Annotated in this window: 21 protein-coding genes and 1 tRNA gene; 14 read left to right on the forward strand and 8 right to left on the reverse strand. The window is 71.8% G+C overall.

Annotated features, from left to right (window positions below):
* Positions 1-14: 14 nt before the first annotated feature.
* On the forward strand, positions 15-1,253 hold the full coding sequence (locus QT381_RS11035; protein WP_289248996.1) for a CDP-glycerol glycerophosphotransferase family protein: 1,239 nt from the start codon (positions 15-17) through the stop codon (positions 1,251-1,253).
* Between the two features lie 213 nt (positions 1,254-1,466).
* Positions 1,467-2,681 carry an Ig-like domain repeat protein gene (locus tag QT381_RS11040; RefSeq protein ID WP_289248997.1) on the forward strand — a complete coding sequence of 405 codons (1,215 nt, stop codon included), beginning with the start codon at positions 1,467-1,469 and terminating at the stop codon, positions 2,679-2,681.
* On the opposite strand, the gene QT381_RS15755 is transcribed toward QT381_RS11040, so the two are convergent.
* The 4 genes from QT381_RS15755 to QT381_RS11060 all read right to left on the reverse strand — a co-directional run bounded on the left by QT381_RS15755 (position 2,665) and on the right by QT381_RS11060 (position 6,576).
* Entirely contained in the window at positions 2,665-4,245 is a 1,581-nt protein-coding gene (locus tag QT381_RS15755) for a hypothetical protein (protein ID WP_353889770.1), read from the reverse strand. The two genes, QT381_RS11040 and QT381_RS15755, sit on opposite strands and share 17 nt — an antisense overlap.
* Entirely contained in the window at positions 4,242-5,009 is a 768-nt protein-coding gene (locus tag QT381_RS11050) for an ABC transporter ATP-binding protein (RefSeq protein ID WP_289249028.1), read from the reverse strand. The genes QT381_RS15755 and QT381_RS11050 overlap by 4 nt, the downstream gene beginning before the upstream one ends.
* 15 nt (positions 5,010-5,024) lie before the next feature.
* On the reverse strand, positions 5,025-5,822 hold the full coding sequence (locus tag QT381_RS11055) for an ABC transporter permease (protein ID WP_289248998.1): 798 nt from the start codon (positions 5,820-5,822) through the stop codon (positions 5,025-5,027).
* Positions 5,823-5,886: 64 nt separating this feature from the next.
* A complete protein-coding gene (locus tag QT381_RS11060; protein WP_289248999.1) occupies positions 5,887-6,576 on the reverse strand; it encodes a phosphocholine cytidylyltransferase family protein in 690 nt (229 codons plus the stop codon).
* A gap of 190 nt (positions 6,577-6,766) precedes the next feature.
* Between QT381_RS11060 and QT381_RS11065 the strand changes: the two genes are divergently transcribed.
* Genes QT381_RS11065 through QT381_RS11075 form a run of 3 tightly spaced genes read left to right on the forward strand, consistent with a single transcriptional unit; the run spans position 6,767 to position 9,470 of the window.
* Positions 6,767-7,627, forward strand: a complete 861-nt coding sequence (locus tag QT381_RS11065) for an ABC transporter ATP-binding protein (protein WP_353889771.1) — start codon at positions 6,767-6,769, stop codon at positions 7,625-7,627.
* Positions 7,603-9,174 carry an ABC transporter permease gene (locus QT381_RS11070; protein ID WP_289249000.1) on the forward strand — a complete coding sequence of 524 codons (1,572 nt, stop codon included), beginning with the start codon at positions 7,603-7,605 and terminating at the stop codon, positions 9,172-9,174. The genes QT381_RS11065 and QT381_RS11070 overlap by 25 nt, the downstream gene beginning before the upstream one ends.
* A 38-nt stretch (positions 9,175-9,212) precedes the next feature.
* On the forward strand, positions 9,213-9,470 hold the full coding sequence (locus tag QT381_RS11075; protein ID WP_289249001.1) for a DUF3039 domain-containing protein: 258 nt from the start codon (positions 9,213-9,215) through the stop codon (positions 9,468-9,470).
* A gap of 8 nt (positions 9,471-9,478) precedes the next feature.
* Here the strand turns inward: QT381_RS11075 and QT381_RS11080 are convergent, their stop codons facing one another.
* Positions 9,479-10,792, reverse strand: coding sequence for a nicotinate phosphoribosyltransferase (locus tag QT381_RS11080; RefSeq protein ID WP_289249002.1), 1,314 nt, complete (start codon positions 10,790-10,792; stop codon positions 9,479-9,481).
* A 64-nt stretch (positions 10,793-10,856) separates the two neighbouring features.
* Between QT381_RS11080 and QT381_RS11085 the strand changes: the two genes are divergently transcribed.
* From QT381_RS11085 to QT381_RS11115, 7 genes are all read left to right on the forward strand, one after another.
* A complete protein-coding gene (locus tag QT381_RS11085) occupies positions 10,857-12,587 on the forward strand; it encodes a MurL-like N-terminal domain-containing (RefSeq protein ID WP_289249003.1) in 1,731 nt (576 codons plus the stop codon).
* Positions 12,574-13,998: a UDP-N-acetylmuramoyl-L-alanine--D-glutamate ligase gene (murD, locus tag QT381_RS11090; protein WP_289249004.1), complete on the forward strand. Its 1,425-nt coding sequence runs from the start codon at positions 12,574-12,576 to the stop codon at positions 13,996-13,998. Before QT381_RS11085 ends, murD begins: the two co-directional genes overlap by 14 nt.
* Entirely contained in the window at positions 13,995-14,717 is a 723-nt protein-coding gene (gene rph, locus QT381_RS11095; RefSeq protein ID WP_289249005.1) for a ribonuclease PH, read from the forward strand. Before murD ends, rph begins: the two co-directional genes overlap by 4 nt.
* Before the next feature lie 2 nt (positions 14,718-14,719).
* Entirely contained in the window at positions 14,720-15,307 is a 588-nt protein-coding gene (gene rdgB, locus QT381_RS11100) for an RdgB/HAM1 family non-canonical purine NTP pyrophosphatase (RefSeq protein WP_289249030.1), read from the forward strand.
* Between the two features lie 675 nt (positions 15,308-15,982).
* Positions 15,983-16,891: a cation diffusion facilitator family transporter gene (locus QT381_RS11105; RefSeq protein ID WP_289249006.1), complete on the forward strand. Its 909-nt coding sequence runs from the start codon at positions 15,983-15,985 to the stop codon at positions 16,889-16,891.
* 44 nt (positions 16,892-16,935) lie between these two features.
* The gene (locus QT381_RS11110) at positions 16,936-18,174 is read left to right on the forward strand and encodes an Nramp family divalent metal transporter (RefSeq protein ID WP_289249007.1); all 1,239 of its coding nucleotides are present in this window, start codon (positions 16,936-16,938) and stop codon (positions 18,172-18,174) included.
* A gap of 166 nt (positions 18,175-18,340) precedes the next feature.
* Positions 18,341-18,982, forward strand: coding sequence for a metal-dependent transcriptional regulator (locus QT381_RS11115; protein WP_289249008.1), 642 nt, complete (start codon positions 18,341-18,343; stop codon positions 18,980-18,982).
* An 18-nt stretch (positions 18,983-19,000) separates the two neighbouring features.
* On the opposite strand, the gene QT381_RS11120 is transcribed toward QT381_RS11115, so the two are convergent.
* A complete protein-coding gene (locus QT381_RS11120; protein WP_289249009.1) occupies positions 19,001-19,735 on the reverse strand; it encodes a DedA family protein in 735 nt (244 codons plus the stop codon).
* 48 nt (positions 19,736-19,783) lie between these two features.
* Positions 19,784-19,865 (reverse strand) — tRNA-Leu (locus tag QT381_RS11125).
* 169 nt (positions 19,866-20,034) lie between these two features.
* On the opposite strand from QT381_RS11125, the gene QT381_RS11130 reads away from it, so the two are divergent.
* Positions 20,035-20,376 carry a PGPGW domain-containing protein gene (locus tag QT381_RS11130; protein WP_289249010.1) on the forward strand — a complete coding sequence of 114 codons (342 nt, stop codon included), beginning with the start codon at positions 20,035-20,037 and terminating at the stop codon, positions 20,374-20,376.
* Between the two features lie 34 nt (positions 20,377-20,410).
* On the opposite strand, the gene QT381_RS11135 is transcribed toward QT381_RS11130, so the two are convergent.
* Positions 20,411-21,388, reverse strand: a complete 978-nt coding sequence (locus QT381_RS11135) for a LacI family DNA-binding transcriptional regulator (RefSeq protein WP_289249011.1) — start codon at positions 21,386-21,388, stop codon at positions 20,411-20,413.
* A 284-nt stretch (positions 21,389-21,672) separates the two neighbouring features.
* On the opposite strand from QT381_RS11135, the gene QT381_RS11140 reads away from it, so the two are divergent.
* The gene (locus QT381_RS11140; RefSeq protein WP_289249012.1) at positions 21,673-22,872 is read left to right on the forward strand and encodes an extracellular solute-binding protein; all 1,200 of its coding nucleotides are present in this window, start codon (positions 21,673-21,675) and stop codon (positions 22,870-22,872) included.
* Positions 22,873-22,893: the final 21 nt, after the last annotated feature.

A 22,893-nucleotide genomic window follows, 5' to 3' on the forward strand; every position in this document is an offset into this window, starting at 1 on the left:
CGCAGGAGACAGCAGTGCCCATCTTGACCGACATCCGCATGGGTATCGGCGTCATCAGCAACGCGATCGCGTCCTGGCGCGCCCGGCGCCGGGTGCAGGAGTTCGTCGACGCGCACCCGTGGCCGAGCGCGGACGAGACGGAGATCGTCGTGCACTTCGCGGACGCGCCGGTGAACCTCTACCAGATCCGCCAGTGGTACGCGCCGCTCGTCGAGCTGTCCCGAACGCACCCCGTCGTCATCATGGCGCGCTCGCCGCTCGCGATGATGACGCTCGCGCAGGAGAGCCCGCTGCCGGTCGTGTACGTGCGCAAGATCGTCGACCTGGAGAACTTCGTCGCGAGCCGCGAGCCGAAGGTCGCGCTGTACGTCAACCAGAACGTGCGGAACTTCTCCATGCTGCGCTTCGGTCGCCTCTGGCACGTGTTCATCAACCACGGCGAGAGCGACAAGGCCTACATGGTGAGCAACCAGTTCAAGGCGTACGACTTCGCACTCATCGCCGGGCAGGCGGCCCGTGAGCGGCTGTCCCGCACGCTGTGGGGCTACGACGTGGCGGCGCGCACGTTCGAGATCGGGCGCCCGCAGGCCGACCACTTCGCCGGCGAGCTGCCGTACGCGCCGGACGACCGCACCGTCGTGCTGTACGCGCCGACGTGGGAGGGCGACCGGGAGTCGATGCGCTACGGATCGGTGTCGAGCCACGGCGAGACCCTCGTGAAGGCGCTGCTGCAGACCGGCAGGCACCGCGTGATCTACCGCCCGCACCCGCGGAGCGGCATCGCCGACAGCGAGTACGGCGCGGCCAGCAAGCGGATCGTCGCCGCGCTCGCCGCCGCCAACGCCGACGACCCGACGGCCCAGCACGTCTTCGACGATCGCCCGGAGCTCGGCTGGCAGCTCGCCGCCGCCGACCTCGCGATCACGGACATCTCCGCGCTGGTCTACGACCGGCTGGCGACCGGCAAGCCGCTCATCGTCACGCGGCCGCTCTCGGATGCCGCGGAGATCGACGAGGGCGGCTACCTGAGCGCGGCCGAGTGGCTGACCGCCGCGGAGGCGACGGATGTCGTGGCGATCGCCGACCGCGTGCTCACGAGCGACGAGGCCCACGCCGCGCTCGAGCACTGGGTGTCGTGGTACTTCGGCGACACGACCGCCGGCGCCGCGACCGCGCGATTCCGCGCGGCGATGGACGCGCTCATGGTGCGCTGGGCCGCCGCGGATGCCGCGGACGCGGCCCGGAACGGCTGACGCACGCCGTCGCGCACGGGCGGGAACGGTCGGTCGTTAAAATTTCGCTCGACTCGGCGACTCAGGACCGCTACTGTGCGATCGTCCCCTTAACAGGGGAGCCCCGAACGTGGGTAGCGGCGCACCGAGGCCCGGCGGTGCGGTCGCTTCCTTCCGTTGCCGCCACAGCGCGCACTTCGGACGTGCGCCCGACCCTCAGAGACGAAGGCCCCCATGAGAACACGACGATTGACCGCGATCGGCGCGGTGGTCGCGATCGCCGCGGCGAGCTTGCTCGCCGCGACTCCCGCATCCGCGAATTCCGCGAGTTTCCCCAATCCGCTCGCGGCCAGCTCGGGACTGCGGATCACCTCGATCGACGCGAACTACGACGAGACGAGCCTCGTGGTCACGCAGCACGTCGCCGACGTGGCGCCCACCGGCGACTGGTCGACGACCCTCGTGATCCTGCCGCAGCCGACCATCGTCGCGACGGGAACACCGCCCGACATCTTCGGCGTCATCTTCTACGTGACCGCCGGTGTGGCCGACCTGCAGGTCGTGCACGTCGTCGGCTCGACGAGCGTGCCCGTCGATCCCGCGGGCGTGAGCGTGCTGCGCAATGACGTCACGCACACGATCACGACGACGATCCCGACGGCGACCGTGCCGTACCCCGGCGACATCTACCTCGTGTCGACGCTCCAGGACAGCGTCGCACCGGATCAGGCGCTCGCCGCCCAGAGCTACTCCGGGACGGAGCTCACCGGACTCGGACCGATCCGTCCGGCACCGGCACCGACCTCGATCGTCGCGACCGCGACGTCGAGCACGCAGAGTGTCGACGGGCCGACGGCGGCGATCATCGCGATCGTGAACCCGTCCGGTGCGGCCGGCTCGGTGCAGGTGCTCGACGGCGGCTCGGCGATCGCCAGTGCCCCCGTGACGAACGGAATCGCCGTCGTGCCCATTCCGTCGACGCTCGCCGTCGGCGACCACACGCTGACGAGCCGGTTCGTGCCGGCGGATGACACCGCGTTCGCGTCGTCGCTGTCGTCGGCCCTGCCCTTCACCGTGAAGAGCATCGTCGGGCCGGCCGGGCCCGCTGGGCCTCCCGGACCGGCCGGACCGGCCGGACCGGCTGCGTCCCCTGCGTCGAAGGCGACGACCACCGCGCTCGCGCTGTCGAAGCCGTCGCAGAAGCACGGATCGAAGAAGGTCGCGAAGCTCACGGTGACGGTATCGCCGACGGCGGCCGGAACGGTGGCCGTGTATGACGGCACCAAGGTGCTGAAGACGCTCACCGTGAAGAAGGGCAAGGCCTCCTACGCGTTCCCGAAGACGCTGAAGAAGGGTGCGCACAAGATCCGGGCGGTGTTCGTACCGTCGAACTTCGCTGCCTTCGCCGCCTCGGCATCGAAGACGGTGAAGTTCACCGTGAAGAAGTAGCGGGCGGCTGCGGGCGGCGGGACGATCCCGCCGCCCGCAGCCGTGCCGGGCCGTTCTCCAGCGGCGCCGGTCCGAACGCCTCGCGGGCGCCGCGCACGATCTGGCGTCCGAGCAGGTGGTTGCCCACGCCGCCGACGACCGCGCCGATGCCGAACGGGATCGCCCGTCCGATCGCCGATGCGCCCTGCGACGCCGCGAACCGGCGCACGAAGCGGGAGCGCAGCTCGCCGCCGAGGCGCCCGAGGGCCGCCTTCGGCAGCTGCTTCGTCACGAGCTCGCCCCAGTAGCGCTGGCGCGCGGGCGCGACCCCCGCGGCCTGCCCGGCGAGCTGGCGCACGAGGTCGCCGCCGGCGCTGCCGAGCACGAGCGCCATGACGAGCGCTCGCGCCCGCTCCGGGTCGTCGACCGCGATGCCGTGCACCTCGGCGACCGACTGCGCGAACAACGCGCTCGCCTCGAGGAAGCCGCCCGTCTCGACCGCGCTGAGCGCGAACGAGGCGCCGACGCCGACCACCGGGAGAACGGATGCCGCGCCCACCGCGGCCCCGCCCATCGTCACGGCCGCCAGGTAGCGGCGCTCGAGCGTCGCGACGACCTCCGCGGGCGTGGCCTGCGGTCGCGCCGAGCGGATGCCGCGCAGGTGCGCGAGCACGACCGGCCGCTGCACGGAGAGCACGCGGTCGACACCGGACGCGAGCCAGCGCTGGGGGACGCCCGGGGCGGGGGTTGTGCTGGTGGTGGTGGTCTCGAGACGCCGGCTCGCTGCGCTCGCGGGCTCCTCGACCGGCGGGGCGGGACGCCGTCGCCCCTCCGCTGGTTGAGGAGCGCCCGAGCGGAGCGAGGACGCGTCTCGAAACCATTCGTTCGCCGATGGAGCTGTGGTGGTCTCGAGACGCCGGCTCGCTGCGGTCGCGGGCTCCTCGGCCGGCGGGGCGGGACGCCGTCGCCCTTCCGTTGGTTGAGGAGCGCCCGAGCGCAGCGAGGACGCGTCTCGAAACCATTCGTTCGCCGAATGATCCGTGGTGGTCTCGAGACGCCGGCTCGCTGCGCTCGCGGGCTCCTCGACCGGCGGGGGAGCGGGCTCCTCGGCCGGCGGGGTGGGACGCCGTCGCCCTTCCGCTGGTTGAGGAGCGCCCGAGCGCAGCGAGGACGCGTCTCGAAACCATTCGTTCGCCGAATGATCCGTGGTGGTCTCGAGACGCCGGCTCGCTGCGCTCGCTGGCTCCTCGACCGGCGGGGCGGGACGCCGTCGCCCCTCCGTTGGTTGAGGAGCGCCCGAGCGCAGCGAGGACGCGTCTCGAAACCATTCGTTCGCCGATGGAGCTGTGGTGGTCTCGAGACGCCGGCTCGCTGCGCTCGCGGGCTCCTCGACCGGCGGGGTGGCTGTGGTGGTGGTCTCGAGACGCCGGCTCGCTGCGCTCGCGGGCTCCTCGACCAGCGGGGGAGCGGGCTCCTCGACCAGCGGGGGAGCGGGCTCCTCGACCGGCGGGGGAGCGGGCACGGCCGGCGGGGGAGCGGGCACGGCCGGCGGGGTGGCGGGCACGTCGGCCGACGGTTGGGTCACGACGTGACAGCGTAATCCTCGTGGTAACGGCTGAGCACCGTCTCCAGGTCGCCGTCCAGCACGAGGCGGCCCTTGTCCAGGTAGAGCCCGCGTGTGCAGAACCGGCGCAGGTCGTTCTCGTTGTGCGAGACGAAGAACAGCGTGCGTCCGCCCTCGAGCAGCTGGCCGATGCGGGCGTAGCACTTCTCCCGGAACGCCTTGTCGCCGACGGCGAGCACCTCGTCGACGAGGATGATCGGCTCCTCGAGCTCCGTCACGACGCTGAACGCGACCCGCACCTTCATGCCGTTCGACAGGTGCTTGTACGGGGTGTCCAGGAAGTCCCCGACCTCGGCGAACGCGATCATGCGGTCGAAGCGCTCGTCGATCTCGCGCCGCGACATCCCGTGCAGCCCGGCGGCGAGGTACACGTTGTCGCGCACGGTGAGCTCCCCGACGAAACCGCCGGTGATCTCGATGAGCGGGGCGACGCCGCCGTGCACGCGCACGCGCCCCTCATCCGGAAGCATCACCTGCGCGACGAGCTTGAGCAGCGTCGACTTGCCTTGCCCGTTGCGCCCGACGACACCGATCGCCTCGCCGGCGCGCACCTCGAACGAGACGTCGCGCAGCGCCCAGAACTCACCCGGCAGCGTTCGACGGCTCGAGCCCGCGAACAGGTCCTTGAACGTGCGGCGGGCCTGGCGATTGCGCTTGAAACGGATGCCGAGGCCGTCGACCTCGATCACCGGCGCGGCGCCGCGCGTCGTGGCGGCCGCATCCATCAGATCTCGCACGTCTCAGATCTCCTTGAGCACGGCGGCTTCGGATCGGCCGAACACCGCGAGTCCGAGCAGCAGGATGCCGATGCTCACGAGCGCGCTCACGAGCACGGACGGAACGTCGAGCTGCTGCGGGAAGAAGCCCGCGCGGTAGAGGGAGAGGATGCCGGTGAGCGGGTTCAGGCCGGCCCAGTCGTGCAGCGCGGCGGGCAGGTCGGTCACGCCGTAGACGATGGGGGAGGCGTAGAACAGCACGCGCAGGATGAGCTTCACCGCGCGGTGCAGGTCGGTCAGGAACACGACGAGCGGCGCCACGATGAGGCCGACGCCGAGGGTCAGCACGGTCTGGATCGCGATGGCCGGCAGCCACAGCACGAGCTGCCAGTGCGCCGTCGCGCCGCCCACGATCGCGAACACCGCGAGCACAGGGATGCTCAGCAGGAACTCGACGCCCTTCGAGAGCACGAGGCTCGCGACCCAGATCGTGCGCGGGATGGTCGTGGAACGGACGAGCTTCGCCTCGAACGAGAAGGCACGGGTGGCATCCGAGACGGCGCCGTTGAACCAGGTCCACGGCAGCAGCGCGGTGAGCAGGAACACGATGTAGGGCGTCTCGCCGACCGCGCCGCGCCCGAAGACGACCGCGAACACGAACCAGTAGACCGCCGCCATCAGGAGCGGGTCGAGCACCGACCAGATGTAGCCGAGCGCCGACGTCGAGTAGCGCTTCTTGAGGTCACGGCTCGCGAGCAGCCAGAGCGCGTGCCGGTACCGCGCCACGGGCGATCGCGTCGCGCGCGCGGGCAGAGCAGTCACGGGCGTCCTTCGTCGGGTGGAACGGCCCCGATCCTATGCCCGCGCGGCGAAGCGGAGGACGCGATCAGACGAAGAGGTTGGCCCGCTCGAGGTCTTCGGCGAAGTCGATCTCGACCGCGTAGAGGTCGCTGATGTCGAGCGGCTCGACGCGCGCGCCCTGCTCGATGGCGAGCTCGAGGCCGCGCTCGAAGTAGTCCTGGTCGTCGACGCGCTTGAGCTGCGCGATGAGCGCCGCCTTGTGCTCGCGCGAGATGTAGTTGATGCCGACGGCCTCGCCGAGTCCCCCGCGCACGGTCTTCGACAGCTCGCGGATGTAGCCCGCCGCATCCGTCGTGTACTTGACCTCCTCGTCGGACACCTTTGCGGTGTTGACCGAGACGAAGGACTGGTCGCGCGCGATGAACGCCGCGGCGCGGGTGAGCGCCTCGGGGTCGAAGACGACGTCGCCGTTCATCCAGAGCACACCGCCGGGCGCGCTCGCCTGCAGGGCGCGCAGCAGGCTCTTCGACGTGTTCGTCTGGTCGTAGAGGTCGTTGTAGACGAACGTCGCGTCGGGGTGCGCCTCGATGATGTGCTCGAGCTTGTAGCCGACCACGATGGTCACCTGCGCGGCCTCGCCGAACGCGAAGCGGATGTTGTCGAACTGCTGCTGCATGATGGAGCGGCCGTCGGCGAGCGGCGTGAGCGGCTTCGGCAGCGAACGGCCCAGTCGGCTGCCCATTCCGGCAGCGAGGATCACGATCTGCGTGGTCACGGTCGGCCTCCAAAGAGAAATCGTCGAGAGGTGCGGCGGGAGGTGTTTCCCGGCTGTTTACCGCACGTTGTCTGGCGCGACACGTCCTTGTGCTGATGCCACTCTACGGGATGGGCCCCAACGCGAGCCTAAATCCAATCGAACCCGGTGCATAACCCAGTGTGCACCGACCGGTCGATAGGGTGGTCGCGTGGACTCGGGGGGCGCGGAGACGGCATCGACCGCGGCGGCGCGCCCCGGCCGGCCCACGCGATCGCGGGCCGCGAAGAAGCCCGCGCCCGCGGCGCCCCGCGAGATCGCGCTCCGCCTCGACGGACTCGTCAAGCGCTTCGACGACACGACGGCCGTGGCCGGCATCGACCTCGCCGTCGAGCAGGGCTCGTTCTACGGCATCGTCGGCCCGAACGGCGCCGGCAAGACCACGACCCTGTCGATGGTGTCGGGCCTGCTCCGTCCCGACGCGGGCAGCGTGCACATCGGCGACCTCGACGTGTGGCGCGATCCCGTCGCCGCGAAGCGCCTGATGGGGGTGCTCCCCGACAAACTGCGGATCTTCGACCGGCTCACCGGCGGGCAGCTGCTCTACTACAACGGGGTGCTCCGCGGTCTCGACCGGGCCACCGTCATGCTCCGCTCCCGCGACCTGGCCGCCGCGTTCGGCCTCGAGGACTCGCTCGGCCGGCTGGTCAGCGACTACAGCGCGGGGATGACGAAGAAGCTCTCGCTCGCCGCGGCGATGATCCACTCGCCGCGACTGCTCGTGCTCGACGAGCCGTTCGAGGCCGTCGACCCGGTGTCCGCCGCGAACGTCATCGAGATCCTGCGGCGCTACGTCACGGCGGGCGGCACGGTCGTGCTCTCGAGCCACACCATGAACCTCATCGAGCGGATCTGCGACCACGTCGCGATCATCGTCAACGGCGCCGTGCTCTCCAGCGGCACGATGGCGGAGGTGCGCGGCGCGGCAACCCTCGAGGACCGGTTCGTCGAGCTCGCGGGCGGTCGCCGGGCGGCGGAGGGGCTCGAATGGTTGAGCAGTTTCTCGGACTGAAGCTCCGCCTCCTCGCCGGCGCGTTCCGGCGCAATCCGTGGCAGCTGGTCGGACTGGTCTTCGCCCTGCTCTACGGGCTCGGCACGTCGGTGCTCGTCATCGCGGGCCTCGTCTCGCTGCGCTTCATCGACATCGAGGTCGCACGCAGCGCCGAGGTCGTGTTCGGTGCGGTGGTGCTCGTGCTCTTCGCGGTGCTGCCGCTCGTGCTCGGCCTCGACGACGCCCTCGATCCGCGACGGTTCGCGCTGTTCGGCATGTCGACGACGCGACTGTCGGTGGGCCTCGGGCTCGCCGCCCTGCTCAGCGTGCCGGCGCTCGTCATCCTGCTCATCGCCCTCGCGCTCATCGCCACCTGGAGCCGCACGGGACTCTCGGTCGGCCTCGCGATCGGCAGCGTGCCGGTCATCGTCGTGACGTGCGTGCTGACGGCGCGGATCGCGACATCCGTGGGCGCCGTGCTGCTGTCGACGAGGCGCGCCCGCGACGTGACCATGGTCGCGGGCCTGCTGCTCATCGTGTGCGCGCTGCCGGTGGTCGCGCTGCTCGCGCGCGTCGACTGGGCGACGGATGGCGTGGCCGTGCTGTCGAGGATCGAGCGTGTCGTGTCGTGGTCGCCGCTCGGCGCCGCGTGGGCGAGCGCGGCGGACGGCGCCGCCGGCGACGCCACCGGGGCGACCTGGAAGCTCGTCATCGCCGTCGCGTGGATCGGCGTGCTCGCCGCGGTCTGGCGCGCGCTCGTCGCGCACGCCCTCGTCACCCCGCCCCGGCAGGCGGCACGACGGCGCTACGCGGGGCTCGGCTGGTTCGACCGCCTGCCGGCGACCCCGATCGGCGCGATCGCCGCGCGCGGGCTCACCTACTGGGGGCGCGACGGCCGGTACGGCATGTCGCTCGCGATCATCCCGTTCATCCCGGCCGTCATGGTCGTCGCGCTGCACGTCGGCGGGGTGCCGCTCGCGCAGCTCGCCCTGCTGCCCGTGCCGGTCATCTGCCTGTTCCTGTCGTGGGCGGTGCACAACGACGTGTCGTTCGACAACACCGCGCTCTGGCTGCACCTCGCGGCATCCGTCACGGGACGCAACGACCGCTGGGGGCGCCTGCTGCCCGTGCTGCTGCTCGGCGTGCCCGTCGTGGTCGTCGGGTCGATGCTCTCGGCGTGGGCGTTCGGCTCGTGGGCCGTGCTCCCGTCGCTCATCGGGGTGAGCGGGTGCATCCTGCTCTCCGGCCTCGGTCTGTCGAGCATCATGTCGGCGGCGTTCCCGTACCCGACGGTGCGGCCCGGGGACAGTCCGTTCGCGCAGCCCGCGGGCGGCGGCAGCGCGGCCGGACTCGTGCAGGCGTTCTCGTTCCTGCTCATCCTCGCGCTCAGCGCCCCCGCGGTGCTGTTCGGCGCGTTCGGGCTGCTCGGCTGGCCGGGGTGGCACCTGTGGTCGCTCGTCGCGGGGCTCGGCGTCGGCCTGCTCGCGCTCGTGCTCGGCACGGTCGCGGGGGCGCGCGTGTACGACCGCCGCTCGCCCGCGCTGCTCGCGGCCGCCGTGCGGAACTGACGCGGCATCCGTTCGCTGCGGCGCCTAGGCTGGTGGCCATGAGCGACACGGAGCACTCGGGCGGCGGCACGGACGTTCTCGATCGCGAACTCGAGAAGCTGCTCAACGAGGAGCTCGTCGAGGACGGCGATCACGAGCGGTTCAGCCACTACGCGCCCAAGGACAAGATCGTCGAGGCGGCCGTCACCGGCAAGCCGATCCGCGCGCTGTGCGGCAAGAAGTGGGTGCCGACGCGCGACCCGTCGCGTTTCCCGGTCTGCCCCACCTGCAAAGAGATCTACGAGAAGCTGACGTAGCCCGGGGCTCAGGCGAAGAGCGTCGGGAACGCCGGCTCGCCGCGCCCGAGCGAGAGCGCCGACGGCGGCAGCTCCGCCAGCACGGCCGCGTGGTGCGCCCGAGCCCGCGCGACACCCGCGGCGCCGAGGTGCGCCGCGACCGCCTGGCCGGCGACCATGAGCGGCACGTGCAGCGGCCGCCCGTCGGCGAGCGCGCCGCGTGCCACGACCTCCGCGGTCGCGACACCGGATGCCGACAGCCGCCGCGAGGGGAACTTGCGGCCCGCGACCGTCGCCTTCGCCGCCGACCGCTTCGCCACGTCGACCCAGCCGCCCGCCGCATCCGTGTGGGCGACGAGCTTGTAGACGAAGCCCGATGCCGGATGCCCGGAACCGCCGACGACGGACGTCCCGACCCCGAACGAGTCGACCGGCGCCGCGCGCAGGGCCGCGATCGTGAACTCGTCGAGGTCGTTCGTGACCGTGATGCGAGTGCCGGTCGCGCCGAGGGAGTCGAGCAGGGCGCGCACCTCCCCGACGAGCACGGGCAGATCGCCGGAGTCGAGGCGCACCGCGCCGAGCCCGGTGCCGGCGACGCGCACCGCCGTGCGCACTCCCTCCATGACGTCGTAGGTGTCGACGAGCAGCGTCGTGCCGACGCCCATCGCGTCGACCTGCGCGCGGAACGCCTCCTCCTCGCTGCCGTGCAGGAGCGTGAACGCGTGGGCGGCGGTGCCCATCGTCGGCACGCCCCACCGCTTGCCCGCGAGCAGATTGCTCGTGGCGCCGAAGCCGGCGATGTACGCGGCGCGGGCGGCAGAGACGGCGGATGCCGCATCCGTTCGCCGGGAGCCCATCTCGGCGAGCGGGCGCCCGTCGGCGGCGATCACCATGCGGGCGGCCGCCGTCGCGACCGAGCTGTCGTGATTGAGGATCGAGAGCACGACCGTCTCGAGCAGGCACGCCTCGAGGAACGTGCCCTCGACCTGGAGGATCGGCGATCCGGGCACGTAGAGCTCGCCCTCGGCGTAGCCGCGCACGTCGCCGTTGAACCGGAAGCGCGAGAGCCGGTCGAGCGTCGCGTCGGAGACGACGGCGTTGTCGGACAACCAGCCGAGCTCGGCATCGCGGAAGCGGAACGCCTCGATCGCCTCGATCGCGCGCCCCGTGCCCGCGACGACGCCGAAGCGGCGCTCGCCGGGCAGGCTGCGGCCGAACACCTCGAACACGCTGCGCCGGTGCGCCGTGCCGGCCTTCAGCGCGGCGTCGACCATCGTGAGCTCGTAGCGGTCGGTCAGCAGGGCCGTGGACGCAGTCGGGGCACTCGGCTCGCGCTCGCTCATGCGCGCCAGCCTAGGACGCACGCCCGTTCCGGTGCGCTCGGACGCCGCCCGGTACGCTCGACGGGTGCAGCACGCGGGGATCGGGAGCTTCGACCCGGCCCGCATCGACACGTTCGTGTACGCGGGCTGGCGGTTCGACGGCGAGACCGCCGAGTTCGACTTCGCACTCGAGGGAGCGGATGTCGCGGATCGCGTTGTCTTCACCGAGCGGGTCGCGTTCGAGGTGGAGTACTCCGCTGGTCGAGGAGCGTCCGAGCGCAGCGAGGTCGCGTTCGAGGTGGAGCACTCCGCTGGTCGAGGAGCGTCCGAGCGCAGCGAGGTCGCGTCTCGAGACCATGGCGGGTCGGTTGAGGCGGGGCTGGTTTCGAGACGCGACGCTCGCTTCGCTCCCGGCGCTCCTCAACCAGCGGGTGGCGAGGTGGAGCCTCTCGCTGGTCGAGGAGCGTCCGAGCGCAGCGAGGTCGCGTCTCGAGACCATGGCGGGTCGGTTGAGGCGGGGCTGGTTTCGAGACGCGACGCTCGCTTCGCTCCCGGCGCTCCTCAACCAGCGGGCGCCGGCGCTCCTCAACCAGCGGGCGCCGGCGCTCCGCAACCAGCGGGTGCCGACGCTCCTCAGCCAGCGGGGGTGGAACGGGTGGTCGCGCTGCTCGGGGGCGTGCTCGGCACGAGCTACTTCAAGGCGGCGGCGCCCGGCCGCATCCGGATCGACGCCGAGGGACTGACCGCCGAGGCGGTCGGGTACCTCCGCGCCGTGTACCGCGAGGGGCTCGCCGAGTTCGCCTACCGCGCGGGCCTGCCGGGCAAGGTCGAGCCGGTGATCGAGCATCGCCGTCCCGCTCGGGCATGCACCGCATCCGTCGTTCCCGATGGCGCGCCGCTCGTGCCGATCGGCGGCGGCAAGGACTCCGTCGTGAGCGTCGAGTCGCTGCGCGCCGCCGGCGTCGACCCGGTGCAGTTCGCGGTGAACCCGAACGTCGTGATCCGCCGCGTCGCCGAGGCGAGCGGCCTCCCGCTCGTCGAGGCGCGCCGCACGATCGACCCCGCGCTGCTGGAGCTCAACGCCCGCGGCGCGCGCAACGGCCACGTGCCGGTCACGGCGATGAACTCCCTCATCGCGATCGCGCAGGCGCGGCTGCTCGGCCTCGGGCCGGTGGTCATGTCGAACGAGTCGAGCGCGAGCGACCCCACCCTCGACTGGCACGGCGAGGCAGTCAATCACCAGTGGTCGAAGTCGCTCGAGGCGGAGCGGATGCTGGCGGCCGTGCTCGAGCCGCAGGCGGGGATCGCCGGCGCGTACTTCTCGCTGCTGCGCCCGTTCACCGAGTTGCGCATCGCGCGCGCGTTCGCGAAGACCGACCGGTACGACGCGAGCATCGTGAGCTGCAACCGCGCGTTCCGGATGGGCGCGGGCGACCCCGGCTGGTGCGGCGACTGCGACAAATGCCGCTTCGTCTTCCTCGCGCTGTCGGCCGTCATGCCGCCCGATCGCCTCATCGCGATCATCGGCACGGACATGTTCGCCGACGAGACCCAGCTGCCCGGCTACCGCGCCCTCATGGGGCTCGACGCGCACAAGCCGTTCGAGTGCGTCGGCGAGGAGGCCGAGTGCACGGTCGCCGCCTCGCTCGCGAGCCGGCATCCGCACTGGGCTGCGAGTGTCGTGCTGCGCGCGCTGCACGCCGAGATCCCGGGCCTCGCGCAGGGATCGCCGGCGCTCGAGGCGCAGGTGTTCGGCGAGGCGCCCGCCGAGCCGCTGCCGTCGCCGTACTCCGAGGCCCGGTATGCGCTCGTCTGAATCGTTCACCCTCGAGGGACTGGCCGGGCGGCGCGTCATCGTGCTCGGCGCCGGACGCGAGGGCCGAGCCGCCGTCGACGCGCTGCGCGGGACCGCCGCCGCCATCGTCGCGACGACGGATGCGGCCGCTCCGCCCGACTGGCCGGCCGACGTGCCGGTGCTCGTCGCGCCGAGCCCCGAGCGGCTGCTCGCCGCGGATCCCGCAGCCGATGTCGCCGTGAAGTCGCCCGGCATCCCGCCGCACCATCCGCTCGTGGCGGCGCTCGCCGCGGCCGGCCTGCCGATCACGAGCGGCACCGACCTCTGGCTGGGCGAGCACGCCGGCACGACGATCGGCGTCACGGGTAGCAAGGGCAAGAGCACCACGAGCTCGCTCGCGCACGCGCTGCTGCCGGGCAGCGGGTTCGGCGGCAACATCGGCCTGCCGCTGCTCGCCATGGACGCGGCGCCGCAGTACGTCGTCGAGCTCTCCAGCTACCAGTGCCAGTCGCTCACCGTCTCGCCCGACGTCGCGGTCGTGACGAGCCTGTTCCCCGAGCACCTCGACTGGCACGGCGGCCTCGAGGCGTACTACACCGACAAGCTCAACGTGCTGCGGCACTCGCCTCGCGTGGTCGTCGCGAACGGCGAGAACGCGGATGTCGTGGCGTGGGTCTCGCGCTTCGTCCCGCCGTCGAGCGTGACGTGGGTCGGCATCCGCCCCGACGGCTCGCCCGCGGCCTACCGTCTCGAGGCGCGCGACGGCGTCGACTGGATCGCCCGCGAGGTGATGCCTGGTGGCGAGGTGGAGTTCGTGCTCCCGGTGCACGAACTCCAGGTTCTCGGACGGCACAACGCCCTCAACGCGGCGCTCGCGCTCGCGGCGGCCGACGCGGCGAGCGTGCGCGCCGTGCCGGGTCGGGGCGCGGGGGAGCGCGTTCCGGCCGCCGACGCCGCGGCCCGGCTGGAAGCCTTCCGGCCGCTGCCGCACCGCCTGCAGCCGATCGACGACCCCCGCGGCGAGATCGCCTTCGTCAACGACTCCCTCTCGACGACGCCGTTCGCCGCGATCGAGGCGCTCAAGGCGTTCCCGGATCGCGGCGCCGTGCTGCTCGTCGGCGGACAGGACCGCGGTGTCGACTACGCGCCCCTCGCGGCGCAGCTCGCCGCCCACCCCATCCGCGCCGTCGTCGGCCTGCCGCCGAGCGGCGAGCGCATCCTCGCCGAGATCGCGGCGGCGTCCGGCGTCGAGACGCAGCTCGCGAACGACCTTCCGGATGCCGTGGGCCGCGCGATCGCGCTGGGCGCGACATCCGTGCTGCTGAGCCCCGCAGCCCCCAGCTACGGTGCGTACCGCGACTACGCGGACCGCGCCGAGCACTTCATCCGCACGATCCAGGAGCTCCGGGCTCCGACCGAGGAGACACGATGACCCGACCCGACGGCCGCGCGAACGACGAGCTGCGTCCCGTGACGATCGAGCGGGGGTGGAGCGCGCAGGCCGAGGGCAGCGCGCTCATCTCGTTCGGCGGCACGCGCGTGCTGTGCACCGCGAGCTTCACGAACGGCGTGCCGCGCTGGCTCACCGGCAAGGGCAAGGGCTGGGTGACCGCGGAGTACGGCATGCTGCCGCGCTCGACGAACGACCGGATGGACCGCGAGAGCGTCAAGGGCAAGGTCGGCGGCCGCACGCACGAGATCAGCCGGCTCATCGGCCGCAGTCTGCGCGCGATCATCGACACGAAGGCGCTCGGCGAGAACACGATCGTGATCGACTGCGACGTGCTGCAGGCGGACGGCGGCACGCGAACCGCCGCGATCACGGGAGCGTACGTCGCGCTGCACGACGCGATCGAGTGGGGGCGCGCGAAGGGCCTCATCGGCAAGAACGCGGTCGCGCTGCGCGACTCGGTGTCCGCGATCTCGGTCGGCATCATCGACGGCGAGCCCCGCCTCGACCTGCCCTACGTCGAGGACTCGAAGGCCGAGACCGACATGAACGTCGTCGTCACCGGGCGCGGACTCTTCGTCGAGGTGCAGGGGACCGCCGAGGGGGCGCCGTTCGACCGCCGCGAGCTCGATGCGCTGCTCGACCTCGCGCTCGCCGGCAACGCGACGCTCGCCGAGATCCAGCGCGAGGCCCTCGCGTGAGCGTGCAGCTCGTCCTCGCCACCCACAACGCCCACAAGGTCGAGGAGCTGCGCCGCATCCTCGGCGCCGCGCTCGACGGCATCGACCTCATCGGCTACGACGGCCCCGAGCCCGTCGAGGACGGCGACACGTTCGAGGCCAACGCGCTCATCAAGGCCCGTGCCGCGCACGCGCACACCGGGCTGCCGGCGATCGCGGACGACTCGGGCATCTCGGTCGACGCCCTGGGCGGTGCGCCCGGCATCCGCTCGGCGCGCTACGCGGGCAGCCGCGTCGATCGCGACAACCTCGAGCTGCTGCTTGCGAACCTCGGGCAGACGGATGACCGCGCCGCCCGGTTCTTCTGCGCCGCAGCCCTGGTCGCGGACGGCTTCGAGCACGTCGAGCTCGGCGTCTGGCCGGGAACGGTGCTGCGCGAGCCGGCGGGCGTCGGCGGCTTCGGCTACGACCCGATCTTCCGACCTCTTGGTCTGGATGTGAGCGCCGCCGAGCTGACCGCGGACGAGAAGAACGCGATCAGCCACCGGGCGCGGGCGTTCGCGGCGATCATGCCCGTCGTGCGAGCCCGCCTGCTCCCGCCCGCTGGTTGAGGAGCGCGCGACGTCCCGCCGGTCGAGGAGCGCGCGACGCCCCGCTGGTTGAGGAGCGCGCGACGCCCCGTTGGTTGAGGAGCGCCCGAGCGGAGCGAGGACGCGTCTCGAAACCACCGCCCCCTTAACGATCCGTGGTGGTCTCGAGACGCCGGCTCGCTGCGCTCGCGGGCTCCTCGACCGGCGGGGTGGGACGCCGTCGCCCCTCCGCTGGTTGAGGAGCGCCCGAGCGGAGCGAGGACGCGTCTCGAAACCACCGCCCCGTTGACGATCCGTGGTGGTCTCGAGACGCCGGCTCGCTGCGCTCGCGGGCTCCTCGACCGGCGGGGTGGGACGCCGTCGCCCCTCCGTTGGTTGAGGAGCGCCCGAGCGGAGCGAGGACGCGTCTCGAAACCACCGCCCCGTTGACGATCCGTGGTGGTCTCGAGACGCCGGCTCGCTGCGCTCGCGGGCTCCTCGACCGGCGGGGCGCGTGGTCTCGAGACGCCGGCTCGCTGCGCTCGCGGGCTCCTCGACCGGCGGGGCGCGTGGTCTCGAGACGCCGGCTCGCTGCGCTCGCGGGCTCCTCGACCAGCGGGGTGGCGGGCTCCTCGACCGGCGGGGTGGCGGGCTCCTCGACCAGCGGGGGAGCGGAAGCACTCCTCGACCGACGGGGTGGCGGCCTACGCTGGACGGGTGAGCAACGAGCACGACCACCACGCGGGCGCCGACCGGCGCCGGCTCGTCGTCGCGCTCGTCATCACGGTCGCGTTCCTCGGGGTCGAGGTCGTCGGCGCGGCGCTGACCGGCAGCCTCGCGCTGCTCGGAGACGCCGGCCACATGCTCTCGGACGCGCTCGCGCTCGGGGTCGCGATCGTGGCATCCGTCGTCGCGGCGCGGCCCGCGACCGACCGGGCGACGTTCGGCTTCCGTCGTGCCGAGGTGTTCGGCGCGCTCGTCAACGGCGCGCTGCTCGCGCTCATCGCGATCGGCGTCGCCGTGGAGGCCGTCGCGCGGCTCGTTCAGGGCGACGCGCACGTCGCGAGCGGCGGGATGCTCGCCGTCGCCATCGCGGGACTCGTCGCGAACGTCGTGGCCGCCCTCGTGCTGCGCGGCGGAGTGAACCGCTCGATCAACCTGCGCGCCGCGTATCTGGACGTGCTCGGCGACACGCTCGGTTCGATCGCGGCGATCGTGGCATCCGTCGTCATCCTGACCACCGGGTTCGGCGCGGCCGACGCGATCGCCTCGCTCGTCATCGCGGCGCTCATCCTGCCGCGCGCGGTCATGCTGCTGCGCGACGTCGTGCACGTGCTCAGCGACGCGGCGCCCCGCGGAACGGATGTCGAGCAGATCCGCGCGCACATCCTCGGGACGGCGGGAGTCGTCGGCGTGCACGACGTGCACGTCTGGCAGATCACCTCGGGCGCGCCGGTGTTCACCGCGCACGTCGTCGTGCAGCCCGCGATCCTCGTCAAGGGGTATGCCGACGACCTGCTCGACCGGCTCGGCAGCTGCCTGACCGAGCACTTCGACGTGGCGCACTCGACGTTCCAGATCGAGGTCGCCGAACACGCGGAGCACGAGGCGCACGTGCATCGCTAGCACGGCCGGCGCGTCGAGTGGCCGCGCGGCGATAGAGTTTCGGGGTGCCGAAATCTGCGCTGCGGACTCCGGCTCCGCCCCGCGGCCGGCTCGCACTGCTGCTCGGACCCGCGTTCGTCGCGGCGATCGCGTACGTGGACCCGGGCAACGTCGCCGCGAACGTGACCGCGGGGGCGCGCTACGGCTACCTGCTCGTCTGGGTGCTGCTCGTCGCGAACGCCGTGGCGGTCATCGTGCAGTACCAGTCGGCGAAACTCGGGCTCGTCACCGGGTCGAGCCTGCCCGAGCTGCTCGGCCGGCGGCTGCGGCGCTGGCCGCGCCGAGCGTTCTGGCTGCAGGCCGAGCTCGTCGCGGCGGCGACGGACCTCGCCGAGGTGCTCGGCGGCGCGATCGCGCTGCACCTGCTCTTCGGCCTGCACCTGCTGCTCGGCGGGGTCATCATCGGCCTCGCGTCGATGGCGCTGCTCGTCGTGCAGACGCACCGCGGGCAGCGCTCGTTCGAGGTCGTGATCGTCACCCTGCTCGCGGTCATCCTCGTCGGGTTCGTCTCGGGCCTGCTCGTCAGCCCCGTCGACGGCGCGGAGTTCGCCGCGGGCATCCTGCCGCGATTCGACGGCACCGACTCGGTGCTCCTCGCGTCGAGCATGCTCGGCGCGACCGTCATGCCGCACGTCATCTATCTGCACTCCGCGCTCGTGCGCGACCGCCACGGCGGCGGGCTCGCGCCCGGCCGCATCCGCACTCTCATCCGCGCAACGCGCTGGGACGTCGCCCTCGCTCTCGTCATCGCCGGCGCGATCAACCTCTCGATGCTCGTGCTCGCGGCGTCGAGCCTGCGCGGCGCCGCGGGCACGGACACCATCGAGGGCGCGCACGCGATCATCGCGGATGCGCTGGGTCCGGTGATCGCGGCGGCCTTCGCGATCGGGCTGCTGGCATCCGGTCTGGCCTCGACCTCCGTCGGCACCTACGCCGGGTCGGTGGTCATGGGCGGCCTTCTGCGGGTGCGCGTGCCGCTGCTCGCGCGTCGGGTCGTCACCCTCATCCCCGCGCTCGTCATCCTCGGCCTCGGCATCGATCCGACTCTCGCGCTCGTCGTGAGCCAGGTCGCGCTGAGCTTCGGGATCCCGTTCGCGCTCGTACCGCTGATCTCGCTCGCCGGCTCGCGGCGCGTCATGGGCTCATTCGTGACGAGCGTGCCGCTGCGCGCCGTGAGCTGGGTGGCGACCGCGGGGATCATCGCGATCAACGTCGTGCTCATCGTGCTGACGTTCGCCGGCTGAGCGCCGGGTTTCGTCGCCGGGCGGGAGCGCCGGTTTCCTCCCGGAACGGGCATGCGTTTCGGCTACTGGAGTTGCCGCACCACGGTGCACGAACTCCAGTAGCCGGAACGGATGCACCAGACGCCAGCACCAGACGCCAGCACCAGACGCCCGCCACAATGGGCCCATGACGCCCATGACGCCCATGACGCCCGCGCGCGATCGCCGCCCGACGCCGACGGCGATCGAGGACTACGTGAAGGTCGTGTACGCGCACACCGAGTGGCAGCCCACCCCGATCACGAGCGGAGGCATCGCTGCCCGGCTCGGGCTCGCGCCGTCGACCGCCACGGAGATGGTCAAGCGTCTCGTCGCCGAGGGGCTGCTGCTGCACGAGCGCTACGGCGCCGTCACGCTCACCGCGCCGGGGCGCGAGCTGGCGCTGCGGATGGTGCGACGGCACCGCCTCATCGAGACGTGGCTCGTGCGGCAGTTCGACTACCGCTGGGACGAGGTGCACGACGTGGCCGAGGAGCTCGAGCACGCGCTGCCCGACCGCATGCTCGACGCGATCGACGACCAGCTCGGCCGCCCGGCCGCGGATCCGCACGGCGACCCGATCCCGACGCGCGAGGGCCGGGTGACGGTTCCGGATGCCGTGCTCCTCGCCGACGCGGACGGCGGCATCCGTGGCACGATCGTGCGCATCAGCGACCGCGACCCGGCCGTGCTGCGGCTGCTCGACGCCGCGGGGATCGGCGTCGGCACGGCTGTGGGTCGCGACGACGTGCCGCCCACGGCACGGGACGCGATCTGGATCGCCGGCTGACCGCGAGCCGACCCGTGGCTAACCCGCGGGCTTGTCGTTCGAGCGGTCCTGGTCGAACGCCGATCGATCGAGCGTGAGGGCGCCGCCGTCGGCATCCGTTCCCTCCTCGCGTGCGCGACGTGCCTTACGGGCGCCGCGCACGTAGTGGAAGGCGGTCGGAACGACGGCGATGAGCACGGCTCCGATGAGGATCATGTCGATGTACTTCTCGACGAACGCCGCGACCGGCGGGATGTACCCGAGCAGGAAGCCCGCGAGCGTGACGCCCGAACCCCAGATGAACGCGCCGATGATGTTGTAGAGCGAGTACTTGCGATAGCTCATGTGGCCGACGCCGGCGGCGATCGGGGCGAAGGTGCGCACGATCGGAACGAATCGGGCGATGATCACGGCGAGTCCGCCGAAGCGCTCGAAGAACTGATTGGTGCGGACGACGTTCGCGCGGCTGAAGAGGCCGCTCTCCTTGCGTTCGAAGATGCGCGGGCCCACCTTGTGCCCGATCAGATACCCGACCTCGCCGCCGAGGAACGCGGCGAACGAGATCGCGAGGCAGACCCACCAGATCGGGATCGGCACGGCGCCGTTGAACGTCAGGATGCCCATGATGACGAGCAGCGTGTCGCCGGGGAGGATGAAGCCGACGAGCAGTCCCGTCTCGGCGAAGACGATCCCGCACACGATGAGCAGCGAGATCGCACCGAAGCCCGCGAGGTGATGCGGATCGAGGAAGGGGAGAAGAGCGGTGGGGGCCACGAGGCTGCTCCAGTCGTTGTGGTCGCTGTGCCCGGGCCGGATCGACCGTGCGGGAGAAGGGACTCGAACCCTCACGCCTTTCGGCACAGGAACCTAAATCCTGCGTGTCTGCCAGTTCCACCACTCCCGCGGGCGCCCCCAAGTGTAGTGAGCGGGCCGTCGCTCAACCCTGTGTGTCGAGCACGTCCGCGACCGCGGCGAGCGGCATCCGCTCTCCGTTCGTCCGCAGGTCCCATCCACCAGACGTCGCAGGGCTCGCGTCCATTGCATCCCCAGCGAGACCGTCTAGCGTCTGGCCCATGACGACGGATGCGGGCGCCGCCCGAACGACCCGGTCCGGTGCCGGAAGCCGCGGAGCGGTGCGGGTGACGGCGAGCCGGGTGCGTGGCGTCATCCGTCGCAGCCCGCGCGCCGACCGGGTGTACCGCGCCGGCGTCGGGGTCGTCGGCGGCGCGACCGTCGCCCTCGGTGTCGTGCTCATGCCGCTGCCCGGTCCGGGCACACTCATCTCGCTCGGCGGGCTGGCGATCCTCGGCACCGAGTTCCGCGGTGCGGCGAAGGTCAACGTCGGCGCCAAGCGCGTCGTGAATCGCGCCGTCGAGATCGTGCGGGCGCGCCGGCAACGCCGCTCGCGGCAGTAACGCCGCGCATCCGGGCCGCCGATCACCCCGTCGATCACCCCGCCGACGGGATGAGCGTGTGCGGGCTGACGATCCGTGAGACGGATCCGCGCCCGGCGAGCAGGTCGATGAGCGCGTCGATGGCGGCCCGCGCCAGAGTGTCGACGGGATCGACGATCGCCACCGTGCGGGGCGCGTCCCCGGGAAGGCCGGACGTGCCGAAGGTGACGATGTCGAGCCGCGGATCGTCGGGGTGGCGCGCGTCGATGAAGGCAGCGATGAGGCGGTCGGTCGCGGTGAAGCTCTGCGTGACGACGAGCGCGGTGGGCGCGTCTCGATCGAGCAGCGCACGGAAGGCGCGATCGTCGGCCACGGGATCGTCCTCGGGGAAGTGGGATGAGACCCGCACGCCCGCGTCGTGCGCAGCGCGCCCGATGCCGTCGACCGTGCGATCGACGTAGAGGTATCCGCCCCGACGCTCCTGCTCCCGGGGACCGGCATAGGCGATCGAGGTGTGCCCCCGTCCCGCGAGATGACCGACGGCGAGGGCGGTCGCGCGTCGGAAGTCGTAGTCGACGAAGGGGAGGGACCCCTCGAGCGGCTCGCCGATGGCGACCGTCGGCATGCCGAGTTCTTCCAGGGCGCTCGCCCGGCGGTCACCGGGGCGCGTGGACATCAGGATGACGCCGTCCGCGCGCCCGCCGCGCATGATGTCGAGGATCGACTGCGGCTCGGAGTGCGTCTCGCTCGCGATCAGGAGGTCGTATCCCCGGGCGCGGGCCGCCGCGGTGACCTGCAGCAGGTAGAGGCCGAGCCAGCCGTCCGCGCCGCCGACGCCGTCCGGCACGGAGAGCGCGATCGTGTTCGTCGAGCCGCCGCGCAGCGCCTGGGCGGCGGCTCGGGGGGTGTATGCGAGCTCGGCCGCCGCGGCGAGCACGCGCGCACGGACCTTCTCCGAGATCGGCCGGGTCGAGTTCAGGACGTACGACACCGTGCTCTGCGACACGCCGGCCAAGCGGGCCACGTCCGTCATCGACGCGTTCTTCCTCTGCGGCATCCGTGCGACCTCTCTGTTGTCGTGCGGGGTCGGCGTGCGGGCGCAGGCGTCGTGTTCTCCGACCCCGCTGTCGATTGTATCAACAATCTCATCGATTACGGATCACGCATCGCGGTGTGAAATCTGTGTTACATCGCCCCTCTTTCGATGACGGCGGGCCAGGGCGACGGATACGGTGCGTGATACGAATCGACGACGGAGACGATGAAACCAGAAGTCGATCGATGATCGACGACGAGAGCAGCAAGAGAGTGAGTCCGATGCCCACCATCCGCCCGAAGACCCGGGGCCTGATCGCCGCATCCGCCGTCGCCGCCGTCGCGACAGTCCTGTCCGGCTGCGCCGCGTCCCCCGCGACCGACGCCGCAGTGGACGAGATCACCGTCTGGACGGGTCTGCCGTACGACTCGTTCCAGAAGCCGAACAAGGCGGCCTTCGACGCGTGCGCGGCCACCACCGGCGTGAAGGCGAAGCTCGAGGACTTCCCTCCCGGTGACCTGACCGCGAAGGTCATCCAGGCGGCGACGTCGGGCGACCTGCCGGATCTGCTCTACCTGGAGGGGACGGACCTCTCGCGCGTCGCCGAGACGGGCGTGCTCAATCCGCTCTCGGACTTCGACCTCGATGCGAGCGACTACTACCCGATCGTCGAGGACATGGGGTCGTACGACGGCGAGCTCTACGGCATCGCGCCCGGGGTGAACACCGTCGGCGTCTTCTACAACAAGGACATCTTCGACGCCGCGGGAGTGGCCGTGCCGACGACGTTCGCCGAACTGCGCGCCGCCGCGAAGACGCTCACGACCCCCGACATCCAGGGTTTCGCGCTCTCGGCCGACAGCGGCACCGGCCCGTACGTCTTCCTGCCCTTCCTGCTCAGCGCGGGCGGAGACCCGGCCGAGCTCGACAGCCCGGCCGCCGTCGAGGCGCTCCAGCTGTGGAAGGGCCTGCTCGACGACGGCTCGACCAGCGCTTCGGCGACGACGATCGGCTGGGACGCGCAGGATGCGTTCCGCGCCGACAAGGCGGCCATGGTGATGTCCGGCTCCTGGCTCTTCTCCGAGGGTCTCGGCATGAACATGGGGGTCTTCCCGGTGCCGACGCCGGACGGCACGGGCACCCCGGTCTCTCCGATCGGCGGCGAGCTGTGGACGATCCCGACCACGGACGACGCCCACCAGGCCGCCGCGGCGAAGGTCCTCGCCTGCATCACGGACGACAAGAACTCACTGGCGATGGCGATGGCGTCCCACCGCACCCCGAGCAAGACGACGATCGCGGACGCCTATCTCGACGCGAACCCGGATGAGGCCGCCCTCATCGACCTGATCGATGGCGCCTACCTCCGCGATCCGGAGAAGACCGGGGACCAGAACGAGCGCATCGCGACGGCCGTGCAGGATGCCCTGGCCAACGGCACCGATCCGGCGACCGCCCTCGCGAAGGTCGCCGGCGACTGAGCCGATCGGGACACCGATGAC

The sequence above is a fragment of the Galbitalea sp. SE-J8 genome (assembly GCF_030345695.1).
Taxonomy (GTDB): domain Bacteria; phylum Actinomycetota; class Actinomycetes; order Actinomycetales; family Microbacteriaceae; genus JAUASV01.

Coding starts and splice junctions, on each gene's coding strand:
- QT381_RS11040 (WP_289248997.1), top strand. CDS start 1,467: ATGAGAACACGACGATTGACCGCGATCGGCGCGGTGGTCGCGATCGCC.
- QT381_RS11050 (WP_289249028.1), bottom strand. CDS start 5,009: ATGGATGCGGCCGCCACGACGCGCGGCGCCGCGCCGGTGATCGAGGTC.
- QT381_RS11070 (WP_289249000.1), top strand. CDS start 7,603: ATGGTTGAGCAGTTTCTCGGACTGAAGCTCCGCCTCCTCGCCGGCGCG.
- QT381_RS11075 (WP_289249001.1), top strand. CDS start 9,213: ATGAGCGACACGGAGCACTCGGGCGGCGGCACGGACGTTCTCGATCGC.
- QT381_RS11080 (WP_289249002.1), bottom strand. CDS start 10,792: ATGAGCGAGCGCGAGCCGAGTGCCCCGACTGCGTCCACGGCCCTGCTG.
- murD (WP_289249004.1), top strand. CDS start 12,574: ATGCGCTCGTCTGAATCGTTCACCCTCGAGGGACTGGCCGGGCGGCGC.
- rph (WP_289249005.1), top strand. CDS start 13,995: ATGACCCGACCCGACGGCCGCGCGAACGACGAGCTGCGTCCCGTGACG.
- QT381_RS11115 (WP_289249008.1), top strand. CDS start 18,341: ATGACGCCCATGACGCCCATGACGCCCGCGCGCGATCGCCGCCCGACG.
- QT381_RS11130 (WP_289249010.1), top strand. CDS start 20,035: ATGACGACGGATGCGGGCGCCGCCCGAACGACCCGGTCCGGTGCCGGA.
- QT381_RS11135 (WP_289249011.1), bottom strand. CDS start 21,388: ATGACGGACGTGGCCCGCTTGGCCGGCGTGTCGCAGAGCACGGTGTCG.
- QT381_RS11140 (WP_289249012.1), top strand. CDS start 21,673: ATGCCCACCATCCGCCCGAAGACCCGGGGCCTGATCGCCGCATCCGCC.